Raw genomic sequence first — 22,738 nt, 5'->3', positions numbered from 1 at the left:
GAGCCGGACCGCGCCACCTGCACCACCGACACCCGCACCCGCACCCGCACCCGCACCCGCACCGAGCGCCCTGCACCCGATCCGTCTGGAGCACCACCCATGAGCAAGGCCGACCTGGTCTTCACCCACGGCCCCGTCCACACCGGCGACCCCGCCCGCTCCCGGGCCACCGCCCTGGCCGTGACCGGCGAGCGGATCACCGCCGTCGGCCACGACGAGGTGCGGGAGCTGATCGGGCCGGGCACCGAGGTCGTCGACCTCACCGGCAGGCTGCTGATCCCCGGCTTCCAGGACGCCCACATCCACGCCGTCTACGGCGGCACCGAACTGGCCACCTGCGACCTCACCGGCACCGTCGGCGTGGACGACTACCTGGACCGGGTCCGCGCGTACGCCGAGGCCAACCCCGACCAGGCCTGGATCACCGGAAGCGGCTGGTCGATGGAGAGCTTCGAGGGCGGCCTGCCCACCCGGCAACTGCTCGACTCGGTGGTCCCGGACCGCCCGGTCTACCTGACCAACCGCGACCACCACGGCGCCTGGGCCAACACCCGGGCGCTCGAACTCGCCGGCCTCACCGGGGACACCCCGGACCCGGCCGACGGTCGGATCGAGCGCGAGGCGGACGGCTCCCCCAGCGGCGTCCTCCAGGAGGGCGCCACGGCCCTGGTCGCCCGGCTGGTGCCGCCTTCCACCGCCGCCGACCGGCTGGCCGGGCTGCTGCGGGCGCAGCGGCTGCTGCACTCGCTCGGCATCACCGGCTGGCAGGACGCGCTGCTCGGCGTGTTCAACGGTCAACCGGACCCCTCCGACGCCTACCTGGCCGCCGCCCGGGCCGGCACGCTGACCGCCCGGGTCACCGGTGCGCTCTGGTGGGAGCGCGACCGCGGCGCCGATCAGATCCCCGAACTCGTCGCCCGGCGCGACGAGTTGAGCCACGGCCGGTTCCGGGCCGGGTCGGTGAAGATCATGCAGGACGGCATCGCGGAGAACTTCACCGCCGCCATGACCAGCCCCTACCTGGACGGCTGCGGCTGCGCCACCGGCAACAGCGGCCTGAGCTTCGTCGACCCGGCGGCCCTGCGCGAGCACGTCACCGCGCTGGACGCGCTGGACTTCCAGGTGCACTTCCACGCGCTCGGCGACCGCGCCGTGCGCGAGGCGCTGGACGCCGTCGAGGCGGCCCGGGCCGCCAACGGCCGACGGGCCACCCGCCACCACCTGGCCCACCTGCAGGTCGTCCATCCGCAGGACGTCGCGCGGTTCGCCCGGATCGGCGCGATCGCCAACATCCAGCCGCTCTGGGCCGCGCACGAGCCGCAGATGGACGAGCTGACCATCCCGTTCCTCGGCCCCGAGCGCGCCGCCTGGCAGTACCCGTTCGGCGACCTGCTGCGGGCCGGCGCCACACTGGCCGCCGGCAGCGACTGGCCGGTCAGCAGCCCCGACCCGCTGGCCGGGCTGCACGTCGCGGTCAACCGGATGGAGCCGGCGGCCACCGACGGGCGGGTCTTCCTCCCCGAGCAGCGGCTCGACCTGGTCTCGGCCCTGGCCGCGTACACGGCGGGCTCCGCCCACGTCAACGGCCACGACGACGCCGGCAGCCTCCGGGCGGGCCACCTGGCCGACCTGGTGGTGCTGGACCGGGACATCCTCACCGCCCCCGCGGAGGAGATCGCCGAGGCCCGCGTCCTGCGGACGTACGTCGGCGGACAGCTGGTCCACGCGGCCGGCTGACCGCCGGGGTGACGGTCGCGGTCCGGGGGGGGGCGCCCCTCTCCGGACCGCGGAACCGGGGCGTCCGGCGGGCGGCTACCCGCCCTGCTCGCGCAGGTCGGCGATCCGCTTGATCTTGCCCACCGAGCGCTCCAGCGTGTACGGGTCGAGCACCTCGACCTCGACGGTGACGCCCACGCCGTCCTTGACCGCCCCGACGATCTCCGCCGCGGCGGCGGCGCGCTGCTCGGGCCCGGCGTCCGGGCGGGCCTCGACCCGGACCGTCATGTGGTCCAGCCGGCCGCGCCGGGTGAGCCGGAGCTGGAAGTGCGGTGCCACGGCCGGGACGCGGAGCAGGATCTCCTCGATCTGGGTGGGGAAGACGTTCACCCCGCGCAGGATGATCAGGTCGTCGCTGCGTCCGGTGACCTTCTCCATCCGCCGGAAGACCGGGCGGGCGGTGCCGGGAAGCAGCCGGGTCAGGTCACGGGTCCGGTAGCGGATGACCGGCAGCGCCTCCTTGGTCAGCGAGGTGAAGACGATCTCCCCGCGGTCCCCGTCGGGCAGCACCTCGTCCGTCAGCGGGTCCACCACCTCCGGGTAGAAGTGGTCCTCCCAGATGTGCAGGCCGTCCTTGGTCTCCACGCACTCCTGGGCGACGCCCGGACCCATCACCTCGGAGAGACCGTAGATGTCGACGGCGTGGATGCCCGTCCGCTCCTCGATCCCGCGACGCATCTCCTCCGTCCACGGCTCGGCGCCGAGGATGCCGACCTGCAGCGCGGTGGTGCGCGGGTCCACGCCCTGCTTCTCGAACTCGTCCAGCAGCGTGAGCAGGTAGGAGGGGGTGACCATGACGACCTCGGGCCCGAAGTCCCGGATGAGCTGCACCTGGCGGGCGGTCATGCCGCCCGAGGCGGGGATCACCGTGCAGCCGGCCCGCTCGGCGCCGGCGTGCGCGCCCAGGCCGCCGGTGAACAGCCCGTATCCGTAGGCGATGTGGACCTTGTGGCCGGGCCGGCCGCCGGCCGCCCGGATCGAGCGGGCGACCACGTCGGCCCAGACCGAGAGGTCGTGCTCGGTGTAGCCCACCACGGTCGGCCGCCCGGTGGTGCCGCTGGAGGCGTGGATCCGCCGGACGTCCGCCATCGGGACGGCGAACATGCCGAACGGGTAGGTGTCCCGCAGGTCGGCCTTGGTGGTGAACGGGAAGCGGGCGAGGTCCGCGAGGGTGCGGCAGTCCCCGGGGCCGACCCCGGCCGCGTCGAACTTCCGCCGGTAGAGCTCGACGTGGTCGTAGGCGTGGCGCAGGGTGGCCCGCAGGTGCTTGAGCTGGTGGGCGCGCAGTTCCTCGCCGGTCATCCGCTCCCCGGCGTCCAGCAGCTCCGCGGGCAGCGGCTCGCCCAGGCGCGCCGGGGCGGCAGCCGGGCCGGACGGTCTGCTGCTCATGGCGTCTCCTCCGTCGTGGCCGGCCCCCGAATCCCGACCGATCATTCGGTCAGCGCACGGGCACGCCCCAGTAATCCAGCAGCCGCACCGGCTGTCAAGGGACACCACGCGGGTCCGGCGCCCCGGAAGGCTCAGCCGGCGGCCGCCGTCCGGTCCGCGCCGTCGGGCCCTTCGGCGGCGAGGCGACCGCCGCCGAACTCGCGCACGGCGTCGGCCACGATGGCGTCCAGGCTGGCGTGGTGGGCCCCGCGCCAGTAGGCCTGGCCGCACGCGGTGCACTGCGCGAAGGCGTCGTAGGAGCGCTCGGTGCCGCCCCGGAGCTGGTCGCGCACCGAGGTCTTGGCGACGCTGCGCAGCGTCCCGTTGCAGGTGGTGCAGCGGCTCCAGGGGGCGAGCGGCGGCGCGAACCGGGAGAGCACGTCGCGCAGTTGTTCGTCGGGCCGGTGGCTGTAGACGTACGCGCCGGCCCAGAGCTCGCGGCGGTGCAACAGGCCGCGGTCGCGGGAGAGCATCACCCGCCGCTCGGAGGCCGAGCGGGCGGCGAGCGCGGCGTCGCCGATGTCCGGGTTCTCGTAGGCCGCGTCGATGCCGAGCAGGCGCAGCCGGCGGGCCAGCGTCCCGAGGTGGACGTCGAGCAGGAAGCGCAGCGGGGCGGCGGAGGGCTGCGGGCGGGTGACGCCGCGCACCGCGATCCGTTCGCCGTGGCCGGGGATGTGCGTGTCGCCCACGGGCCGCCCGTCCACCAGCAGGCCGCCGACCTCGGTCAGCGGGACGCCGAGCGACTCCACCACGTGGCCGAGGGTCGAGGCGCCGTCCGTCCGCACCGCCGTCGGCGCCACCCGCCGCCGCGAGGCGACGAAGAGGTGCAGCTCAGGGGCGAAGCTCAGCCAGATCTCCGGTCTGTCCACCTGGTCAGCATGCCAGCGACCGGTCGGCCCCGGCCAGCGAATTCGCCTCCGGGGCCGGGGCGCTGGCCGCGTCCGCCGCCGGGAGCGCCGGCGCCCGCCGCAGTGCCCGGGAGCGCGGACGACGTGCCCGCGGAGGTCGGGCCCGCGGCGCTGCCCGCGCTGGTCGGCACCGCGTCGTCGTCCACGTGGAGCACGCCGGCGTCCACGGTGCCGACCGGGTGGCGCCGGGCCGGGGCGGCGGTGTGCGACCAGTGCGCGGCGGCGGCCCGCCGCCGGTGCGGGATGTCGGCGGCCGAGGCGGGCGCACCGGGCGCACCGGGCGGGCCTGACCGCGCCGCACCGCGCCGGTCAGGCGTGCGGTGTCCAGAACGCGGCCAGCCTGGCGACTCCGTGCTCGACGCTCTTCCAGGAGCCGGTGAAGGTGAGCACGGCGACGGCGGCGGTCGGGAACCCGGAGCGGTGCATCCGGGCCGCCAGGTCGCCGTCGGCCTCGCCGGCGAGAGCGTCGGCCAGGGCGTGCATCCCGGGGTTGTGACCGACCAGCACCAGGTCGGCCACGTCGTCCGGGACCTCGTTGAGCAGCGCGATCAGCTCGCCGGGGGTCGCCTCGTAGACGCGCTCCTCGTAGACGGTCCGGGGCCGTGTGAGCAGTTCGGCGAAGATCAGCCCCCAGGTCTCCCGGGTGCGCACCGCAGTGGAGACCAGGGCGAGGTCCGGTGCGATGCCCGCGCCGGCCAGCCGGCGGCCGGCAGCCGGGGCGTCCTTGCGGCCCCGGTCCGCCAGCGGGCGGTCGTGGTCGTCACCGTCCGACCACTCGGCCTTGGCGTGCCGGACCAGGACGATCCTGCGGGTCTGTTCAGTGCTCACGACGGTGCGTCTCCTCGGTGCGGCTGCGGGGTCCCCGCCGACGCTAGCCACCGCACGGCCCGCCCCCGGACATGGCGGCCGCCCCTCACCCGAACGAGTGAGGGGCGGCGGGACGGGCCCCGCGGGCGTCAGCGGAAGGTGCGGAGGCGGAGGCTGTTGCCGACGACGAAGACGGAGGAGAAGGCCATGGCGGCGCCGGCGATCATCGGGTTGAGCAGGCCGGCGGCGGCGAGCGGGAGGGCGGCGACGTTGTAGCCGAAGGCCCAGAAGAGGTTGCCCTTGATGGTGGCGAGGGTGCGGCGGGAGAGGCGGATGGCGTCGGCGGCGGCGCGCAGGTCGCCGCGGACGAGGGTGAGGTCGGCGGCCTCGATGGCGGCGTCGGTGCCGGTGCCCATGGCCAGGCCGAGGTCGGCCTGGGCGAGTGCGGCCGCGTCGTTGACGCCGTCGCCGACCATGGCGACGACCTTGCCCTCGTCCTGGAGTCGCCGGACGACGGCCACCTTGTCCTGTGGCAGCACCTCGGCGATCACGTCCTCCGGGGCGATGCCGACCTCGGCGGCGACTGCCTCGGCGACGGTGATGTTGTCGCCGGTGAGCAGGACCGGCCGCAGGCCGAGGGCGCGCAGTTCGGCGATGGCCTCGGCGCTGGTGGGCTTGACGGCGTCGGCGACCTCCAGGACGGCGCGCGCCTCGCCGTCCCAGCCGACCGCGACGGCGGTACGCCCGGCGGCCTCGGCGGTGCGCTTGGCCTCGGCGAGCGACTCGGGCAGGTACTGCGCCCAGTCGGCGAGCAGCGCCTCGCGGCCGGCGACCACCGCGTGGCCGTCGACGATGCCCTGGACGCCGAGACCGGGGACGTTCTCGAAGCCCTCGACGGCCGGCAGGGTGGCGAGCCTCTCGGCGGCGGCGGTGGCGATGGCGGCGGCGATCGGGTGTTCGGAGGCGTGCTCCAGGGCGCCGGCCAGCCGCAGTGCCTCGTTCTCGTCGATGCCGTCGGCGGTGTGGACGGCGAGCAGGGTCATCCGGCCGGTGGTGACGGTGCCGGTCTTGTCGAGGACGACGGTGTCGACGCGGCGGGTGTTCTCGAGGACCTCGGGGCCCTTGATGAGGACGCCGAGTTGGGCGCCACGGCCGGTGCCGACCAGGAGGGCGGTGGGGGTGGCCAGGCCCAGGGCGCAGGGGCAGGCGATGATCAGCACGGCGACGGCAGCAGTGAAGGCCGCGGTCCAGCCCTCGCCGGTGCCGAGCCAGTAGCCTAGGGTGGCCACGGCCAGGGTGATGACGACGGGCACGAACACGGCGGAGATCTTGTCGGCGAGGCGCTGGGCGGCGGCCTTGCCGCTCTGGGCGTCCTCGACGAGCTTGGCCATCCGGGCGAGCTGGGTGTCCGCGCCGACCCGGGTGGCGCGGACGACGAGGCGACCGCCGGCGTTGACGGTGGCGCCCGTGACGGCGTCGCCGATGCCTACCTCGACCGGGACGGACTCGCCGGTCAGCATCGAGGCGTCCACGGCCGAGGCGCCCTCGACGACCACGCCGTCGGTGGCGATCTTCTGGCCGGGGCGGACCACGAACTGCTCACCGACGGCCAGCTCGGCGGTCGGGATGCGGACCTCCACTCCGCCGCGCAGGACGGTGACGTCCTTGGCTCCGAGTTCCAGAAGCGCCTTGAGAGCGGCACCGGCGGTGCGCTTGGAGCGGGCCTCGAAGTAGCGGCCGGCCAGGATGAACGCGGTGACGCCGGCGGCGGCCTCCAGGTAGATGTTGGAGGAGCCGTCGCTGCGGGCGATGGTGAGCTCGAAGCCGTGCCGCATGCCCGGCATGCCGGCGTGACCGAAGAACAGCGCCCACAGCGACCAGAGGAACGCGGCGCCGGTGCCGAGCGAGACGAGGGTGTCCATGGTGGCGGCGCCGTGCCGGGCGTTGGTCCAGGCGGCCCGGTGGAACGGCCAGGCGGCGTAGGTGACCACCGGGGCGGCGAGGGTCAGCGAGAGCCACTGCCAGTTGTCGAACTGCAGCGCCGGGACCATCGCCATCGCGACCACGGGGACGGCCAGCACGAGCGCGGTGGTCAGGCGCTGCCGCAACGGCGCCAGGTCGTCCGGCCGACCGCCGTCCGGTGCGCCGTCGGTCGGGCCCCCGGCCGGCTCCGCGCTCTCCGTGCGGGGGACGGCGGCGGTGTAGCCGGCGGCCTCGACGGCGGCGATCAGGTCGGCGGCCCCGACACCGCCATCGACGACTGCCTTCGCCTTCTCCGTGGCGTAGTTGACGGTGGCGGTCACACCGTCCATACGGTTGAGCCTCTTCTCGATCCGGGCGGCGCACGACGCGCAGGTCATGCCGCCGATCCGGAGTTCCACCTCGGTGGAGGCGGGGGCCTGCGTGGTCATCTGAACTCCTCGTGAGTGGTCGTGCGACGGGCCGGCAGGGGGAACGGGAGGGAGGGTGAGCGGGCGGGACCAGTGGGCGGTGAGAGCCGCCTCGCTCCGGCCCGCCGCGGCCCGGAAACCCCTGGGGGGTACCTGGGGTACGGGCCGGCGGGCCGGAGCGATCAGGCGCGGCCGGTCAGCGCGTAGCCGGCGTCGCCGATCGCGGCACGCAGGGTCGCGTCGTCGAGCTCCGCCTCCGCCGAGACGGTCACCAGGCCGCCCCGGACGTCGACCGAGACGGCGGTGACGCCCGGCAGCCCGGCGACGGCCTCGCCGACGGCCCGCTCGCAGTGACCGCAGGTCATCCCGGCCACCGCGTAGACGGCGGTGACGGCGACGGGGGCCGGCTCGACGGTGGTGGTGGTGGAGCAGGTGCCGTTGCTGGAGCAGCAGGACATGGTTTCCTCCGGTGCGGTGGATGGTTCCGATCTTCGGTCGATACCCTCTAGGGGTATCTGTTTGCGGCAAGTTCTTTATACCCCCAGGGGGTATATGCCGCAACCCCTTCGCCTTCGCCTTCGGATCCCCCTGCCCAGCAGTCCGCCACCCCTCGCCGCCCCGATATACCCCCGGGGGTGTCCGAGGGGGTCGGCCGTGCCCCTGGAACACGTGCGCGGGGGCCGACGGAGGGCCGGGCCGCCCGCTGCCCGGTCCGTTGAGGGGAGCCCGGCCGGCGAGACCGGCCGGGCTGTCGAAGGACTGTCGAAGGAGTGTCGGGAGGACGGCCAGAAGGGCGCTCAGCGGGGCGGGATGATCCCGGTCAGCCACTTGAAGGTCTGGACGACCAGCGGCTTCCACGTCGACGTCAGGTGCGCGCCGCTGGTCTCGAACGAGGTCACGGTGGTCGGACTCTTCGCCGCCTGCTGGAGGGCGGTCGCGTCCTCCAGCCCGTCACCCCGCCTGCCGGTCATGTAGAGCGCGACGTTCGGCGGCGTCGGGGCGTGGGTGAGGATGTGGAGCGGGTTGGCGGTCTCGCGCAGCTTCTGGTCCTTGGCGGTCAGCGAGGACGGCTCGCCGGCCGGGTCGTTGTATCCGGACATGCCGACCGCGGCACGGTACCGGTTCGGATGCGCGAGCGCCAGGCGCAGGGCGCAGTGGGCTCCGGCCGAGTAGCCCGACAGGGCCCAGCGGTCCGCGGTGGCGTCGGCCCGGAAGTTGTCCACGACCATCTGCGGGACGTCCCGGGAGAGCCAGGTCTCGGCGTTGACCTTGCCCGGAACGTCGGCGCAGCCGGTGTCGGTGCCGCCGAGCAGGGTGACCCGCGGTGCGACCAGGATGAACGGCGTCACCTGGCCGGACTTCATCGGCCCTTCGAGCTGCCCGGCCGCGTTCATGGTGTCACCGAACCAGGCGCTGGAGGATCCGGGGAACCCGGCGAGCAGTTCGACCACCGGGAAGGTCTTGTCCTTGTAGGCCGGGTCGTCGTACTGCGGCGGCGTCCAGACCAGCACCTCGCCGTCGACGCCGGAGAGCCGGCCCTTGAGGTCGGCCTGCTTCACACTCCTGGGAACCGCGTCCGAATCGGGCGCGTGGAAGGCCTGCGCCACCTTCGGCGAGGGAGGCGAGGGAGTGCCGGTCGGCGGCCCGCCGGGGGTGGCGCCGGCGGCGGAACCCCGGTCTCCGGCCAGGCCCTCGTCCTTCGGCGGCACCGGCACGGCCCGGACGTGGCTGGAGGTGCCCAGCAGGTCGCCCCAGTTGTCGTAGAGCTGGTTCTCGTTGTTGACGATCACGAAGACCAAGGCCACGGCGGTGAACTGGCAGAGCAGCACGGTGCCGAGGTACGAGAGCGCGCGCAGTGGCGCGCGCCGTCCTTCCGCTGTCCGCGCCGGCTCGAAGAGGGCCCCTCTGCCCAGCCACTGCGCCATGGCCAGCGCTATCGACGCCCCGAAGAGGACGACGATGAGGACGAGGAAGGGAGTGCCAGTCAGGTTCATTTCGTTCGCGCCCGGTTCCTGTGCCGTCCGGGCCCGCGTACCCGGTCTCACTGGATGACAGCGGGGAACGACTGTTCGGTTGCCCCTTCCTGGGAGCCTCCTGGGAACGGCGCGGCGGACGGGCCGGCGCCCCGGCCGGGGGTCGGCCGGGGGTCGGCCGGGGCACGTGCCACCGGCCCCCGGCGGACGCTACCGACCGGGGCGGCCCCGGCGCGCGCCCGGCTTGGCCGCCCCGGAGCGTCCGGTGCCGGTCCCGCCGGTCCTGCCGCCGCCGGACCGGGCGCCGCCGGTCTTCCCGCCGCCCGAGCGACCGCCCGTCGCCTTCACTCCGCCCGACCTGCCCGCCGCCTTCCCGGCCGCCGGCTTGCCGGTACCGCCGCGGGACTGCTGCTTCGGCTGCTCGGCGGAGGTCGACTGGCCGCGCCCGCGCGAGCTGTTCACCGTCCGGCCGCGGACGATACCGATGAACTCCTCCACCAGGTCGGTGGTCCGGTCCTGCCGCCAGGAGAGGGCCACCTGGGACTGCGGCGCATCCGGAACCGGGCGGTAGGTGAGGTCCCGGCGGTGGTGCAGCCGGGCCAGCGACTGCGGGACGAGCAGGACCCCGACGTTCGCCGCGACCAGCTCGACGGCGTCCGCGGTCGTCGCCGGGCGCTCGATCGCGGGGCGCCCGGGCAGGGCGGCCCCCCAGCCGAGGGTGTCGTCCTGCGGATGGAAGACGACCTCGTCGGCGAGGTCCGCCACCGGCACCTCCTCGGCCGCCGCCAGCCAGTGGTCCTTGGGGAAGACGACCACCGTGGTCTCGGTGTAGAGGGGGATCGCGCTGAGGCTGTCCCGGTCGACCGGGAGCCGGACCAGGCCCGCGTCCGCGCCACCGCCCAGCAGGGTCGGCTCGCCCTCCTCCACCGGCACCGCGACCAGGTCGAGCCGGACGTCGGGGAGCCGCTCCTCCCAGACCCGGACCCATTTACCGGGCGTCACGCCGGGCACGTACACCAGCCGGAACGAGGGGCTCGCCTGCATCTCTGTCACGCTCTCTGTCACGCAGCAAGGCTACCGACCGTGACCGGGTACGCCACGCGCTCGCTTACCCTGGTGACCATGACATCGCTCAAGCCGAAGACCACCCAGACCATGAAGCCGGCCACGGCGGCCAAGAAACTGGGCATCTACCTCAACGCCGCCCCCGCCGAGTTCCAGGAGGGCGTGGTCTCCCGCGAGGAGCTGAACGCCCTGCAGGCCGAGCCGCCGGCGTGGCTCGCCGACCTGCGCCGCAACGGCCCGCACCCGCGCCCGGTGGTCGCCGCCAAGCTCGGCGTCTCCGTCTCCGGCCTGGCCCGCGGCGGCGTCACCGAGGCCCTCACCACCGCGCAGATCGACGCGCTCAAGGAGGAGAACCCGTCCTGGCTGGAGCGGGAGCGCGGCGTCCAGGCCGAGGTCCGCAAGGAGACCGTGCGGATCAAGGAGAAGCAGGAGAAGCAGGCCGCCGAGCAGGCTGCCAAGGGCCGCTGACGCCGGCCGCCGGCCGGCGGTGAGCCGCCACCGGGCCGCCCGGGCCGCCCCGGCCCGGGCCGGCGGCGCACCCGGCTCACGCCTCCGGCGGGCCGGGCTCCAGCAGGCGGCACAGCAGCACGTCGAGGTCGACGAACTCGCGCTCGCGGCCGTACGGGACCACGCACTCGGTGTGGCCGAGGAAGGTCCGGACCTCTGCCGCCCGGGCACGCAGCACGACGGTGCTCTCGTCGCCGCCCAGCGCGATGAACACCGTCCCGGCCTCGCCGCCCACGCCGGGGTGCACCGACACGTCGCCGACCCCCGCCCGCCGCACCAGCCCCGCCGCCAGCAGCTCCCGGGCGAACATCCACGTGATCGGCTCCTCCCGGTCGACGTGGCTGTCCAGGTAGACCGCGTACGGCTCGGCCTGGTGGTACCGCAGCCGTGCCCTGACCAGGACGCTGAGGCCGGGGCAGACCACCGTACGCAGGTCGAGGTCCATCGCGACGGCCGCCGCGCCGGAGCGCTGCGGGGGCACCTGCGGGATCTCCCGGTCGGTCATTCCGGATCCCCCGGGGCTGCGGCGGCCGGCGTGAAGAACCGCGGTGGTTGGAGCAGGTCATGCCACTCGTCGTCGGCCCGGCCGGGGACCGTACGGCCGCACCGGGCCCAGACCGCGACGAGGTGGGCGAAGATCGGCACCTGCTCGTGCAGAATCGTTTCTTCGTTGGCGATGGCCAGGGCGGGGCGGTCGCTTCTCATGCCTTGGAGAACGACGGACCCCACCGGCGGTAACCCTCCACCGGCCGCGAACCGACCCCCGGAACTCCCGCACAACCACCCCGGTCCTGTCCCCGTCCCTGCCCTGCTGCCGCCCGATCCGATCCGATCCGGCCCGGCCGTCGGCCCGTCGGCCCGTCGGCCGGGATCAGTCGAGGTACTGCACGGCGATCCGGCAGTGGGCCGCCCGGGTGCGCGGCGCGAGCTCGCCGGCCGGTGCCGCGCCGGCCGCGGTCGCCCCGGACCCGTCCCCGACCCAGGCCTCGACCCGGTCCCGGCCGACGGTGCGGACGGCGCGGCCCGGAGCCGTCGCCGGAACGGGGGCGGCGACGCCGCGACGCAGCGGCAGGGCGTTCGGCCCGGCGAGGGCGACGACGACGGCGAGGACGGTCCGGTTCTCACTCATGGCGGGCGCTTCCTTCCGGATGGCTGCGGGCCGCAGGTCCGGGCCCGTGACTCCAGTGGAGCGCGCACCCGCCGCGGACGGGCCGCCCTTGACGCGGGCCGTACGCCCGCCGGCCGTTCCTTGACGACCTCCTGACGTCCGGGCGCCCGACCGGGCACTCCCCCGCCGCCCGAGCCGCGCCCGGGCCGGCCGCCTGCCTCACGCAGGTGCAGGACGACGACGGCTTCACCGCCTTCGTCCACCGCCGCTTCCCGGAGCTGAAAGAGGAGTTGATCCCCGGATCCCCGGATCGTCTTGGGAGACCTACGAGTTCGGGTGCAGCGTCCGCGGACCGGCGCCGCACGGTAGCCGACCGGGCGGCGCCACTTCGTTCAAATGCGAAATGGAGAACGATCCTTGACGTACCGTGTGGTACGTGGCCATCCGAGGTCGCTGAGGAACCGGGGACGACGCACCGCGCGTCCGAACCGTGCGACGGCGAATATAGGCGCCCGCAAGGAAGACCATATCGGTCAAGGGAATCCTGAGGGTGCGGGGGCACCATGGGAACGGCGCCACTTTCAGGAGGAAACATTGAGCGACGACCGGTTCGACTCCATCCAGATCCCGCACCCGCTTGCCGTCCTGGAACAGATCGAGCAGGACCACGACGCCGAGCAGGAAGCCGAGTTGCGAGCCGACGACGCGCCCTGGGGAGAGGTGCTGGCCAGGTACATCGACGTGCTCACCGAGCTGATCGCCTCGCAGCCGGCACAGCCGCCGGAGGTCGAGGAGGAGTGAGCCGCGGGCGGGGGAGAGCGTGAAAGCGGAGCGAAAGAGTCGTGAAACCGGGTGCCCATAGCATGCGGGGCATGACGTCGCAGGCACCGGGGACCCGCACGCGGGCGGGGCAGCGGTCGGTGGCCCGGCGGTGGGCCGCCGGGCCGGCCGCGCTACTCGCCGCCGCGGGTGGGCGCCCGCCCGTCCGGGCCGGACGGGGGCAGCAGGCCCAGCTCGGCCGCTCTCACCCCCGCCTGGAAGCGGGAGTTGGCCCCGAGCAGGGCCATGATCTCCGCCACGTAGCGCCGGTAGGTGCGCACCGAGACGGTCAGGTCGCGGGCGGCGACCTCGTCGGTGACACCGGCCCGCAGCGCGCCCAGGATCTGGCGGGCGAAGGCGGCCCGCGCGCGGTCGCCGAAGACGATCCGCTCGCTGGCCGGCACGGCGGTACGCCACACGTTGTCGAAGAGGATGTGCAGCGTGTGGATCACCTCGGGCACCCGGATCACCGAGGCACGTCGGGCGACGGCCGTACCGGTGACCACCAGCGCGGTGGTCCCGTCGGCGATGATCGCCTGCAGTGGTGGGACCCTCGCGACGCGCACCGCGACCGGGTGCTCCCGGCCCAGCTGCTCGCGGACGAACTCGTCGTCGAGCATCTCGGGCGAGCTGAGCAGCCGGACGCAGACGGCCTGGTCCGCGCTGTAGAGCAGTTGCCGCTCGGAGCGCCCCTGTCGGTCCTCGCCGGCGACGCGCCGGGCGTGCACGATGTCGATGCTGGTCGTGGCCCCGACGATGATCTCGTGCGCGGTGTCGAGAACGGCGTCGTAGTCGCCCTCCACGTTGCTGAGCATCCGGTCGGTGGAGTAGCGGTCCCGGTGCATGGCGACGGTCGACTCGATCATCGCGCTGACTTCGAGCAGGGCCTCCTCCAGCTCGTCCTCGGCCCGGTTCGGCACCATGCTCCTCGTCTCCCCGACGGCTGCGTCCGTCGTCTCTCCCGCGCCGCGGGCCTGTTCCCCGCCGTTTCGGTGGCCTGCTCCGGTCGTCTCAGCCATAGGTGGAGAGCAGCCCCAGTTCAACGGCCCGGACCCCCGCCTGGAAGCGGGAGTTGGCGCCCAGTTCGCGCATGATCTCGGCCACGTGGCGACGGTACGTGCGGAGCGAGACGTTCAGTTCCTGGGCGGCGGCCTCGTCGGTGTGGCCCTCGCTCAGCATCTCCAGGATGCGCCGGGCCGGCTCCTTGACCAGCCGGGGACTCAGGCCCAGGTGGTCGACCAGCGGGCGGGCGCGCGTCCAGGCGCTGGCGAAGAGCAGGTCGAGCGCGCGGACGACGGCCGGGTCGTTGACCGTGACGGCGTGGCCGCCGCTGTGCTCGGCCCCGGAGCGGACCAGCGCGCCGCGGCCGTCGACGATCAACGCCTCGCGCAGCTCGGTCTCCGACACCCGGATCTCCACCCGGGGGCCGCGCAGCCGGCGGGCGAGGGCGATGGCGGTGTCGATGCCGTTGCCCACGCAGAGCACCCGGACCACCAGCCCCTCCTGGACGGACGGGGTGGCGGGACCGCCGCCGGAGGCGCGAGCCTGGTCCGCGGACCACTGGGCGGCCAGCGCGGCCAGCGCGGGTGCCGCGCGGGCAGCGAACTCGCCGGTGGTGGGGAGCGCCAGGCTCACCGAACGCCGAGCGCCGCTCACCAGTTGGTCGAGCGCCTCGCCGAGCGTCTCCGCCTCCGTCCGCGCGACGGGCGGCGGACCGCCCGACCGTCGCCGGTGCAGCGATACCGTCGACTCGATCAGGGCACGGGCCTGGAGCAACGCCTGCTCCACCCGCTCCGCATGGACCTGCGAAATGGCCGCCTCCAAGGCAGCCGCGTTCTTCTGCTCCACCATTCCTCGCCCCCGTTGATCCACCCCGTACTACTCCCTGCGCACGACGCGGGCCGGCGGAACCGGCCGTGCGGTACACCGGCCACCGGATCGGCACTTGACAGTTCGTCACGAATGACAAGGGTCGCGCGACGGGACATAGATCATCGCTGACACTAGTTCGTCCGTCCCTGAGCGTCAACGAATGTACGCGGGCTGAAACCGGCCGCTACACCAGGCCCTTCGGGAGGCGCACAGTCCCGTTGCGCGGGAGGCAAGAAGATGCCACCGCCCGCCCGAACAGATGGTCGGTCACTCCGCTTCTGACACCCCGGGCGACGCCCCACTCACCATCCGTAGCACCCCGCGCCGTTTCAGGCCACCGCCCACTCCGACGCCGGAGAGTCGCCCTACGTTCTCACCGTGACCTCGGCGACCACCTTCAGTCCAACGGTCGCCGTTCCGCCCCTCGCCCCACTCGGTCCACCGCTGCGCCGGCATGCGCCGACGCGTGGCCTTCTCCCCGCTTGACCGCCCTGAGATCCACCGAGCCATGGAGAGAACGATGGACATCCCCACCCAGAGCATCGCCGACCTGCTTCTCAACGCCGCCGAACGACAACCCGCCCACGGAGTCCGCTACTGCTCCGGCGGTGCCGGAACCGGCCACCACGACCAGACCCACCCCGAACTGCTCGACGAGGCACGCCGCCTGCTGAGCGGCCTGCGCACCCGCGGCCTCCGCCCCGGGGACAAGGTCGTCCTGCTGCTGGAACAGCACCCCGACTTCCTGCCCGCCTTCTGGGCCGCCGTGCTCGGCGGCTTCGTTCCCTGCCCGATGGCGCCGCTGCGCGGCGACCAGGACCGCTGGTCCACCCAACTCGCCCACGTCAACGACTTGTTGGACGGTCCGCTGGTGGTGACCAGCGAGGCGCTCGCGGCGGAGCTGCCGCGGGTGGACGGCCTCGCCGTCGCCACGCTCACCGCCCTGTCCGAGGACGGCGGGCGCCCCACCGAGGAACTGCACCGGGCACAGCCGTCGGACGTCGCCGTCCTGGTGCTGACCTCCGGCTCGACCGGCAACTCCAAGGCCGTGGAGCTCAGCCACGCCAACCTGCTGGCGTCGATGGCCGCGAAGAACGGCTACCACCGGCTCACCGCCGCCGACACCAGCCTCAACTGGGTCTCCTTCGACCACGTGGCCGCCCTGCTGGAGTGCCACCTGCTGCCGCTGTCCGTCGGCTGCCGGCAGGTCCACGCACCGGCCCAGGTGGTGCTCGGCGAACCACTGGAGTTCCTGCGGCTGATCTCCGAGCACGGGGTGACCATGACCTTCACCCCGAACTTCCTGCTGGGCCTGCTCAACGCCGCCGCCGACGGCATGTCGCCGGCGGACCGGGAACGGCTGGACCTGTCCCGGCTGCGGCACATCGTCAGCGGCGGCGAGGCGGTGGTCTGCACCACCGGCACCGCCTTCCTCGACCGGTACGCGCCGTACGGGCTGCGCCGTGACGCGCTCTGGCCCGCGTTCGGCATGACGGAGACCTGCGCCGGCAGCATCTACTCGCTGGGCTTCCCGCACAGCGACGAGGGCCGGGAGTTCGCCAGCCTCGGCATGCCGGTGGCCGGACTGCGGATCAGGGTCGCCGACCCCGGGGACCGCGCGCTGCCCGAGGGCGAGGTCGGCGAACTCCAGCTGAGCGGACCGATGATCACCCGCGGCTACCACAACAACGAGGCCGCCACCCGCGCCGCGTTCACCGCCGACGGCTGGTTCCGCAGCGGCGACCTCGGCCGGATCGACGAGGGCAGACTCACCCTCGTCGGCCGCAGCAAGGACAGCGTGATCGTCAACGGGGTCAACTACTTCAGCCACGAGATCGAGGCCGCTCTGGAACAACTCGACGGCGTGGCAAGCTCGTTCGTCGCGGCCTTCCCCACCCGCCCGGCCGGTGCGGACACCGAGCAGCTGGTGGTGGCCTTCCACTGCGAGGTGCCCGAGGAGGACGAGGCCGGCCGCCACCGGGTGCTGGCCGCGGTGCGCAGCACGGTGGTGATGCACTGGGGCTTCCGCCCGGCGCTGATCCTGCCGCTTCCGAAGGACGCCTTCCCAAAGACCAGCCTCGGCAAGATCCAGCGGGCGCTGATGCGCCACCGCCTGGAGACCGGCTGTTATGCACAGGACATCAGATCCGTCGAAGAGTTGACGGACCGTCGGCTCGGCGGGTACAGCGCGCCGGAGGGCGATACGGAGCGCGTCCTCACCGAGATCTACGGCGAGCTGTTCGACCTCGACCCGGCCCGGATCAGCGCCACCGCCAGCTTCTTCGACCTGGGCGGCACGTCGCTGGACATCCTGCGGCTGCGCAGCAAGGTCGCGGAGCGGCTGGGTGCGGACGACCTGCAGATCATCACGGTGCTGACCGCGCCGACCGTACGCTCGCTCGCGGGCGCTCTCGCCGGGCTGCGGGGGCCCGGCGAGACCGCCTACGACCCGATCGTGCCGATGCAGCTGAGCGGCGACAAGACGCCGCTGTTCTGCGTCCACCCGGGGGTCGGCGAGGTGCTGGTCTTCGTCAACCTGGCCCAGTACTTCGTGGGGGACCGGCCGTTCTACGCGCTGCGCGCCCGCGGGTTCAACGAGGGCGAGAAGCCGTTCCGTACCTTCGAGGAGATGGTCGACACCTACGTCGCCGCGATCCGCGCCCGGCAGCCGCACGGCCCGTACGCCGTCGCCGGCTACTCCTACGGCGGCGCGGTCGCCTTCGAGATCGCCAAGGTGCTGGAGTCGGAGGGCGAGCGGGTCGACTTCGTCGGCAGCTTCAACCTGCCGCCGAACATCAAGTACCGGATGGACGAGCTCGACTTCGCCGAGACCGCCGTCAACCTGGCCTTCTTCCTGGCGCTCGTCGACAAGAAGCAGGCCCGGGAGCTGCCCGACCAGCTGCGCCGCCTCCCCCGGGAGCTGCAGTCGGCCCGCCTGCTGACCCTCGCGCCCGCCGAGAGGATCGCCGAACTCGACCTGGACGCCGCGAAGTTCGCGGCCTGGGCGGAGCTCGCCGACCGGCTCACCGACCTGGGCCGCAGCTACCGGCCGGAGGGCAGCGTCCGCCGGATGTCGGTCTTCCACGCGATCCCGCTGCGGGGCACCAAGGAGGACTGGCTGGAGAACGAGCTGCGCCGCTGGGACGACTTCACCGAGGAGCCGAACCGGTACGTCGAAGTACCCGGCGAGCACTACACGCTGATGAGCCCGCAGCACGTGGCGGCGTTCCAGGCGATTCTGCGCAAGGAGCTGGACCTGGCGATGGGAGAGGGCAAGTGAAGGGCAGCAAGATCCTGGTGACCGGCGGGACCGGTCAGGTCGCCCGGCCGGTGGCGGAGGCGCTCGCCGAACAGGGGAACGAGGTCTGGTGCCTCGGCCGCTTCGGCACCCCGGGAGTCGAGGACGAGCTGCGGGCGCGGGGCATCACCACCTGGCGCTGGGACATGGAGGACGACGGCGAGTACGCGCTCAAGGGCGTGCCGGAGGACTTCACCCACGTCATCCACTCGGCGGTCCGGCGCGGCGACGACGGTGACTTCAACCGGGCGATCGACGTCAACGTCTCGGCCACCGGCCGGCTGATGGCGCACTGCCGCACCGCGGAGTCCTTCCTCTACGTCTCGACCGGTGCGCTCTACGCCCGGCAGACGCTGGACCACGCCTACACCGAGGACGACCCGATCGACGGCGTCGCGGACTGGCTGCCGGCCTATCCGGTGGGCAAGATCGCCACCGAGGGGGCGGTCCGCGCGCTCGCCCGGGTGCTGGGCCTGCCGACCACCATCGCCCGGCTCAACATCGCCTACGGGCCCGGCGGTTACGGCGGCGTGCCGATGCTCTACTTCCAGCGGATGCTCGCCGGCCAGCCGATCCCGGTGCCGCTGGAGGGCCAGAACTGGTGCTCGCTGCTGTACACCAGCGACCTGGTCCGGCAGGTGCCGCACCTGTGGGCGGCGGCCTCGGTGCCGGCGACCCTGGTCAACTGGGGCGGCGACGAGGCGGTCGGGATCACCGACTGCCTGCGCTACATCGAGGAGCTCACCGGGGTGCCGGCCGAGCTGGTGCCGAGCGAAGTCACCCGGGAGACCTACCAGTTCGACCCGACCCGGCGCCGCGCGCTGACCGGTCCGTGCGAGGTCGACTGGCGCGACGGCATCCGCCTGACCCTCGAAGCCCTGTACCCCGACCACATCCGCCGCTGAGGAGAGCCACCCTGATGAGTGTCGACCACGCCGACCTTTCCTTCGTCGACGGCCTCGGCGGCGCCGACCGCCCCGGCGGCCACGACAACCTCGCCGTCGTCCACGCCGCGTACCGGGCCTTCCACGACCGGGACCTCGCCGCGCTGCTGGCGACCATGGACCCGGGCATCGAGTGGGTCCACCCGGACGGACTCGCCCCGTACGGGCTCGGCGGCACCAAGCTGGGCCACGCGGGCGTCCGGGAGTTCCTGGCCAAGGTGCCGACCGTCCTGGGCGGGATGCGGCTGGAGCCGCAGGAGTTCGTCCGCTCCGGCGACCGCGTGGTGGTCTTCGGCGTCCGCGCCGTCACCTCGCTGAGCGGGCGCACCGAGACCCTGTCGTTCGTCCACTCGTGGACGTTCCGCGACGGCCGGGCGGTGCGGATGGAGGACATCTTCGACACCGTCGTCTTCGCCCGGCTGATCGACGGCTGAGCGGCACGCCGGCCGGGGCGTGCCGGACGTCCCCGCCGGAACCCTGCCTCAAGTCTCCATAGAATTTCTATATTCGCGCTCTCATCGGATCCGCCGCGCGGCAGAGGCGATCCGCAGAGGATAGATAGGGGCGCCATAGCCGCCGGACCCATGCTCTCTCCACCGAGAAGCACGGAGTCCGGAGGCGACGATGGAGACCACCAGCACCGACACCGCTGTCGAAGAACGGCAGTGGCCGCAGTACCTCGACCTCGAACTGCTGCTCAGCGAGCCGGACCTGCTGGCCGTGGCGCTGCCGACCCGCAGTCTGGACGTCGGCCACGCCGGTGGCTGCGGGTAGGGCGGCACGCCCTGGCGTGCCGGCCCGCAGGGGGAGGCCGGGCCGTCCGGCACTCCTCCAGGGCGACGAGGCGCACCAGCGGGGCGAACCGGTACCGCAGCTCTGACCGGTCCTCGGCGGCGGTGAGCAGCCGGGCCCCGGTCAGCGACTCGAGGACCTCCTCGGCGTCCCGCTCGGACGAGCCGAGCAGGGCGGCGGCATCGGCGGGGGTCCAGCTGTCGGCGTCCGCCCGGGCGAGCACTCCCAGGGCGCCCCGGGCGACGGGGTCGAGACCGGGCAGACCGGAACCCAGCCGGGCCCGGACGTCGAGGTCGTCCAGGCGCAACTCGTCCAGCCGGTGCTCGGCCGGGGTGAGCCGGTCGGCGAGCCGGGCCGGTGACCAGTGCGGATGGGCGGCCAGCCGGGCGGCACAGACCCGCAGGGCGAGCGGCAGGCGCTCGCACAGCTCGACGATCCGCGCGGTCGCGGCCGGGTCGGCGGACACCCGCTCGCGACCGGCCGCGGCAAGCAGCTGGTAGGCGCCGGGGAAGTCCAGCGGACCGACCTGGAACCGCCGGGCGCCCTCCAGCACGCCGAGCGCGGCCCGGCTGGTGACCAGGGTCCGGCTGCGGCTCTCCGCGGTGAGCAGCGGGCGGACCTGGCGGTCGTCGGCGGCGTTGTCCAGCACCACCAGGACGTGCCGGCCGGCGAGCCGGCTGCGGTAGAGCCGGACCAGCTCGTCCAGGGCGTCGGGCAGCTCGGGCCGGTCGGCGCCGAGGGCGCGCAGGAAGCCGCCGAGCACCGCGCCGGGGTCGCGCGGGGTGCCGTCGGGGGTACTCAGGTCCGCGTAGAGGTGCCCGTCCGGGAAGTCGTCCCGGACCAAGTGTGCGGCGTGCACGGCGAGCGCGGACTTGCCGGTCCCGGCCCCGCCGGTCAGCACCACCGGGCCGACCGGGGCCGCCGGGTCCTCGACGGCGGCCCCGGTCGCCGGGCCGTCGACCCGGACGCCGCGCAGGGCGGCCGCCAGGGCCGTGAGGTGGCGCTCCCGGCCGATGAAGTCGGCGGTGGCGGGCGGCAGCATCGCCGGGACCAGTCCGCCGCGCTCCTCCCCACCGGGCGGTGCGGCGACGATCGGGCGGGTGGTGCCGGGTGGCTCGGCATCGGGCCGGGCGGCCAGCGTCAGCACCGCGACCGGCCGGTCGGGCACCCCGGGGTGGCTGAGGTCCCCGGTGAGCACCTGGTGGTGGAGCCGGCGCAGCGCCGGTCCCGGGTCCACGCCCAGGTCCTCGGCGAGCAGCCGCCGGCCGGCCTCGTACACCTCCAGCGCGTCGCCCTGCCGGTCACAGCGGTACAGGCCGATCATCAGCTGCCCGCGCAGCCGCTCCCGGGTGGGGTGTTCGGCGACCAGGCGGAGCAGTTCGGGCACGGCCGCCCGGTGGCCGCCGAGGGCGAGCTCCGCCTCGATGCGGTCCTCCAGCACGGCGAGCCGGCTCTCCTCCAGTGCCGGCAGCTCCTTCTCGGCAAGCTGCGGGGTGACGCCGGTGAGCGGTTCGCCCCGCCACTGCCCGAGCGCGGCGGAGAGCAGTTCGGCCGCGCGGGCGTAGGCGCCGTTCTCCAGGGCGCGGTGGCCGAGGTCGGCATCGCGCCGGAACTCGCGCAGGTCCAGCCGGGCCGGCCCGATGTCCAGCCGGTAGCCCGGGCCCCGCCGGACCAGATCGACGAGCGGGCCGAGCCGCCCGCGCAACCGGGAGGCGTAGGTGTGCAGTTGGGCGGTCCAGGTGGCCGGCGGGTCCCAGCCCCAGATCAGGGTGGAGAGCCGGTCGTCGGGGAGCAGCCGGCCGTCGGCCAGCAGCAGGGCGGCCAGGACCGAGCGCTGCTTGGCGCCGTCCAACGGGATCTCCCGCCCCCCGGCGGTCGCCTCCACCGGGCCGAGCAGGCGGAACTCCAACGCGGCCGTGGCCGGTGGGAGGAACTGCGGGGACCGGGCGGGCGGCACCTCGTCGGCCCGGGCGCCGCGGTCCCGGTCCGCCGCCCGGGTCCGGGCAGGCGGCGGCGAGGTCCGGGCAGGCCGGTGCTCTGCCGCCGGGCCGGCCGGCCGGGTGAGAGCGCGGCGCTGTGAAACGGGCTCGAAAGCGAAACGGAATCCCTGCCGTTCCGCATCCGGCTCCGCGGAGGCGGCGGCCCCGGCTCCGGGCTGCGGATCGCCCGCGTGTGGATCGCCGGGGTACGGCTCACCGGCGTACGGCTGACCGGGGTACGGGGTGGCGGGGCCGCCGGCCGGCGGCGCGGCCAGCCAGGCCTCGTCGGCGAGCACCGCGTCGTGCAGCTGCCGCAGCCGGGGGCCGGGCTCGATGCCGAGCTCCTCGGCGAAGAGCCGGCGGGCCTCCCGGTAGGTCTCCAGTGCCTCGGCCCGCAGACCGGACCGGTACTGGGCGAGCATCAGCTGGGCCCGGGCCTGTTCGCGCAGTCCGTGCTCGGCGAGGAACGAGGTCAGCTCGCCGATGAGTTCGCGGTGCCGGCCGAGGTCGAGCCGGAGGGCGGTGAACTCCTCGTGGACGGCGAGGCGCTGCTCGTCGAGCCGGGCCGCCTCGGCCGCCACCCGCCCGGCGGCCACGCCTTCGAGCGCACGGCCGCGCCAGAGGCCGAGTGCCTGCTCCAGCAGCCCGGCCGCCGCCGCGGTGCGCCCGCGCTGCCGCGCATCACGGGCCTCGGCCACGAGTTCCTCGAACTCGGCCGCGTCGATGCGGTGGGCGCCGGTGGCGAGCAGGTAGCCGGGGTGGGAGGTGACGATCAGGTCGTCCGCTCCGACCGCCGCCTTGAAGGCCTTGCGCAGCCCGGAGACGCAGATGGCGATCTGGTTCACGAACGTGGTCGGCGGCGAGCCGTGCCAGACGGCCTCGGCGAGGGCGTCGACCGAGACGACGTGGTTGGCGGAGAGCAGCAGCATGGCGAGGATGGTGCGCTGCCGGGCTCCGGAGAGCGGGACCGGTCGGCCGTCCACCTGGACGTCCAGGGGGCCGAGGATCCTGAAAACCACCTGGAGCATCAGCCGCCTCCCCTCGGCCGCAGCCGTGTGGTGAGCCGGCCGCA

General features: G+C 74.0%; 19 protein-coding genes. 6 read left to right on the top strand and 13 right to left on the bottom strand.

Going from position 1 to position 22,738, the window contains the following annotated elements:
• Positions 1–99 precede the first annotated feature (99 nt).
• The gene (locus tag ACF9IK_RS29340) at positions 100–1,737 is read left to right on the top strand and encodes an amidohydrolase (RefSeq protein ID WP_395297083.1); all 1,638 of its coding nucleotides are present in this window, start codon (positions 100–102) and stop codon (positions 1,735–1,737) included.
• A 75-nt stretch (positions 1,738–1,812) separates the two neighbouring features.
• On the opposite strand, the gene paaK is transcribed toward ACF9IK_RS29340, so the two are convergent.
• The 7 genes from paaK to ACF9IK_RS29305 form a co-directional block, all read right to left on the bottom strand.
• The gene (gene paaK / locus ACF9IK_RS29335; RefSeq protein WP_395297082.1) at positions 1,813–3,165 is read right to left on the bottom strand and encodes a phenylacetate--CoA ligase PaaK; all 1,353 of its coding nucleotides are present in this window, start codon (positions 3,163–3,165) and stop codon (positions 1,813–1,815) included.
• A 131-nt stretch (positions 3,166–3,296) separates the two neighbouring features.
• On the bottom strand, positions 3,297–4,073 hold the full coding sequence (locus tag ACF9IK_RS29330) for a Mut7-C RNAse domain-containing protein (protein ID WP_395297081.1): 777 nt from the start codon (positions 4,071–4,073) through the stop codon (positions 3,297–3,299).
• Between the two features lie 348 nt (positions 4,074–4,421).
• Positions 4,422–4,940 (bottom strand): SixA phosphatase family protein, encoded by a 519-nt coding sequence (locus ACF9IK_RS29325; RefSeq protein WP_395297080.1) that lies wholly within the window; start codon positions 4,938–4,940, stop codon positions 4,422–4,424.
• Between the two features lie 128 nt (positions 4,941–5,068).
• Positions 5,069–7,330: a heavy metal translocating P-type ATPase gene (locus ACF9IK_RS29320; protein ID WP_395297079.1), complete on the bottom strand. Its 2,262-nt coding sequence runs from the start codon at positions 7,328–7,330 to the stop codon at positions 5,069–5,071.
• A gap of 161 nt (positions 7,331–7,491) precedes the next feature.
• A complete protein-coding gene (locus ACF9IK_RS29315; protein ID WP_395297078.1) occupies positions 7,492–7,767 on the bottom strand; it encodes a heavy-metal-associated domain-containing protein in 276 nt (91 codons plus the stop codon).
• A gap of 339 nt (positions 7,768–8,106) precedes the next feature.
• On the bottom strand, positions 8,107–9,303 hold the full coding sequence (locus ACF9IK_RS29310; protein ID WP_395297077.1) for an alpha/beta hydrolase: 1,197 nt from the start codon (positions 9,301–9,303) through the stop codon (positions 8,107–8,109).
• A 189-nt stretch (positions 9,304–9,492) separates the two neighbouring features.
• Positions 9,493–10,335, bottom strand: a complete 843-nt coding sequence (locus ACF9IK_RS29305) for a LysR family substrate-binding domain-containing protein (protein ID WP_395298716.1) — start codon at positions 10,333–10,335, stop codon at positions 9,493–9,495.
• Positions 10,336–10,404: 69 nt separating this feature from the next.
• On the opposite strand from ACF9IK_RS29305, the gene ACF9IK_RS29300 reads away from it, so the two are divergent.
• Entirely contained in the window at positions 10,405–10,815 is a 411-nt protein-coding gene (locus tag ACF9IK_RS29300; protein ID WP_395297076.1) for a DUF5997 family protein, read from the top strand.
• A gap of 76 nt (positions 10,816–10,891) precedes the next feature.
• On the opposite strand, the gene ACF9IK_RS29295 is transcribed toward ACF9IK_RS29300, so the two are convergent.
• The 3 genes from ACF9IK_RS29295 to ACF9IK_RS29285 form a co-directional block, all read right to left on the bottom strand.
• Positions 10,892–11,359 carry an SsgA family sporulation/cell division regulator gene (locus ACF9IK_RS29295; protein WP_395297075.1) on the bottom strand — a complete coding sequence of 156 codons (468 nt, stop codon included), beginning with the start codon at positions 11,357–11,359 and terminating at the stop codon, positions 10,892–10,894.
• Positions 11,356–11,559 carry a hypothetical protein gene (locus tag ACF9IK_RS29290; protein WP_395297074.1) on the bottom strand — a complete coding sequence of 68 codons (204 nt, stop codon included), beginning with the start codon at positions 11,557–11,559 and terminating at the stop codon, positions 11,356–11,358. The genes ACF9IK_RS29295 and ACF9IK_RS29290 overlap by 4 nt, the downstream gene beginning before the upstream one ends.
• A gap of 166 nt (positions 11,560–11,725) precedes the next feature.
• Complete coding sequence (locus ACF9IK_RS29285; protein WP_395297073.1) at positions 11,726–11,983, bottom strand: hypothetical protein; 258 nt, start codon at positions 11,981–11,983, stop codon at positions 11,726–11,728.
• 573 nt (positions 11,984–12,556) lie between these two features.
• On the opposite strand from ACF9IK_RS29285, the gene ACF9IK_RS29280 reads away from it, so the two are divergent.
• Positions 12,557–12,763: a DUF6269 family protein gene (locus ACF9IK_RS29280; RefSeq protein WP_395297072.1), complete on the top strand. Its 207-nt coding sequence runs from the start codon at positions 12,557–12,559 to the stop codon at positions 12,761–12,763.
• Between the two features lie 152 nt (positions 12,764–12,915).
• Here the strand turns inward: ACF9IK_RS29280 and ACF9IK_RS29275 are convergent, their stop codons facing one another.
• A complete protein-coding gene (locus tag ACF9IK_RS29275) occupies positions 12,916–13,701 on the bottom strand; it encodes a TrmB family transcriptional regulator sugar-binding domain-containing protein (protein ID WP_428846387.1) in 786 nt (261 codons plus the stop codon).
• A gap of 91 nt (positions 13,702–13,792) precedes the next feature.
• Complete coding sequence (locus ACF9IK_RS29270; RefSeq protein WP_395297070.1) at positions 13,793–14,632, bottom strand: LuxR C-terminal-related transcriptional regulator; 840 nt, start codon at positions 14,630–14,632, stop codon at positions 13,793–13,795.
• Positions 14,633–15,173: 541 nt separating this feature from the next.
• On the opposite strand from ACF9IK_RS29270, the gene ACF9IK_RS29265 reads away from it, so the two are divergent.
• Genes ACF9IK_RS29265 through ACF9IK_RS29255 form a run of 3 tightly spaced genes read left to right on the top strand, consistent with a single transcriptional unit; the run spans position 15,174 to position 19,329 of the window.
• Positions 15,174–17,933, top strand: a complete 2,760-nt coding sequence (locus ACF9IK_RS29265; RefSeq protein WP_395297069.1) for an alpha/beta fold hydrolase — start codon at positions 15,174–15,176, stop codon at positions 17,931–17,933.
• Positions 17,930–18,856, top strand: coding sequence for an NAD-dependent epimerase/dehydratase family protein (locus ACF9IK_RS29260; protein ID WP_395297068.1), 927 nt, complete (start codon positions 17,930–17,932; stop codon positions 18,854–18,856). Before ACF9IK_RS29265 ends, ACF9IK_RS29260 begins: the two co-directional genes overlap by 4 nt.
• Positions 18,857–18,870: 14 nt before the next feature.
• Positions 18,871–19,329 (top strand): nuclear transport factor 2 family protein, encoded by a 459-nt coding sequence (locus ACF9IK_RS29255; protein WP_395297067.1) that lies wholly within the window; start codon positions 18,871–18,873, stop codon positions 19,327–19,329.
• A 263-nt stretch (positions 19,330–19,592) separates the two neighbouring features.
• Here ACF9IK_RS29255 and ACF9IK_RS29250 read toward each other — a convergent pair whose 3' ends face one another.
• On the bottom strand, positions 19,593–22,694 hold the full coding sequence (locus tag ACF9IK_RS29250; RefSeq protein ID WP_395297066.1) for an AfsR/SARP family transcriptional regulator: 3,102 nt from the start codon (positions 22,692–22,694) through the stop codon (positions 19,593–19,595).
• Positions 22,695–22,738: the final 44 nt, after the last annotated feature.

The organism is Kitasatospora hibisci (assembly GCF_043950205.1).
GTDB classification, from domain to species: Bacteria; Actinomycetota; Actinomycetes; order Streptomycetales; family Streptomycetaceae; genus Kitasatospora; species Kitasatospora hibisci.
Note: the sequence above shows the minus strand (reverse complement) of the source record. Positions and strands in the feature narration are given on the sequence as shown.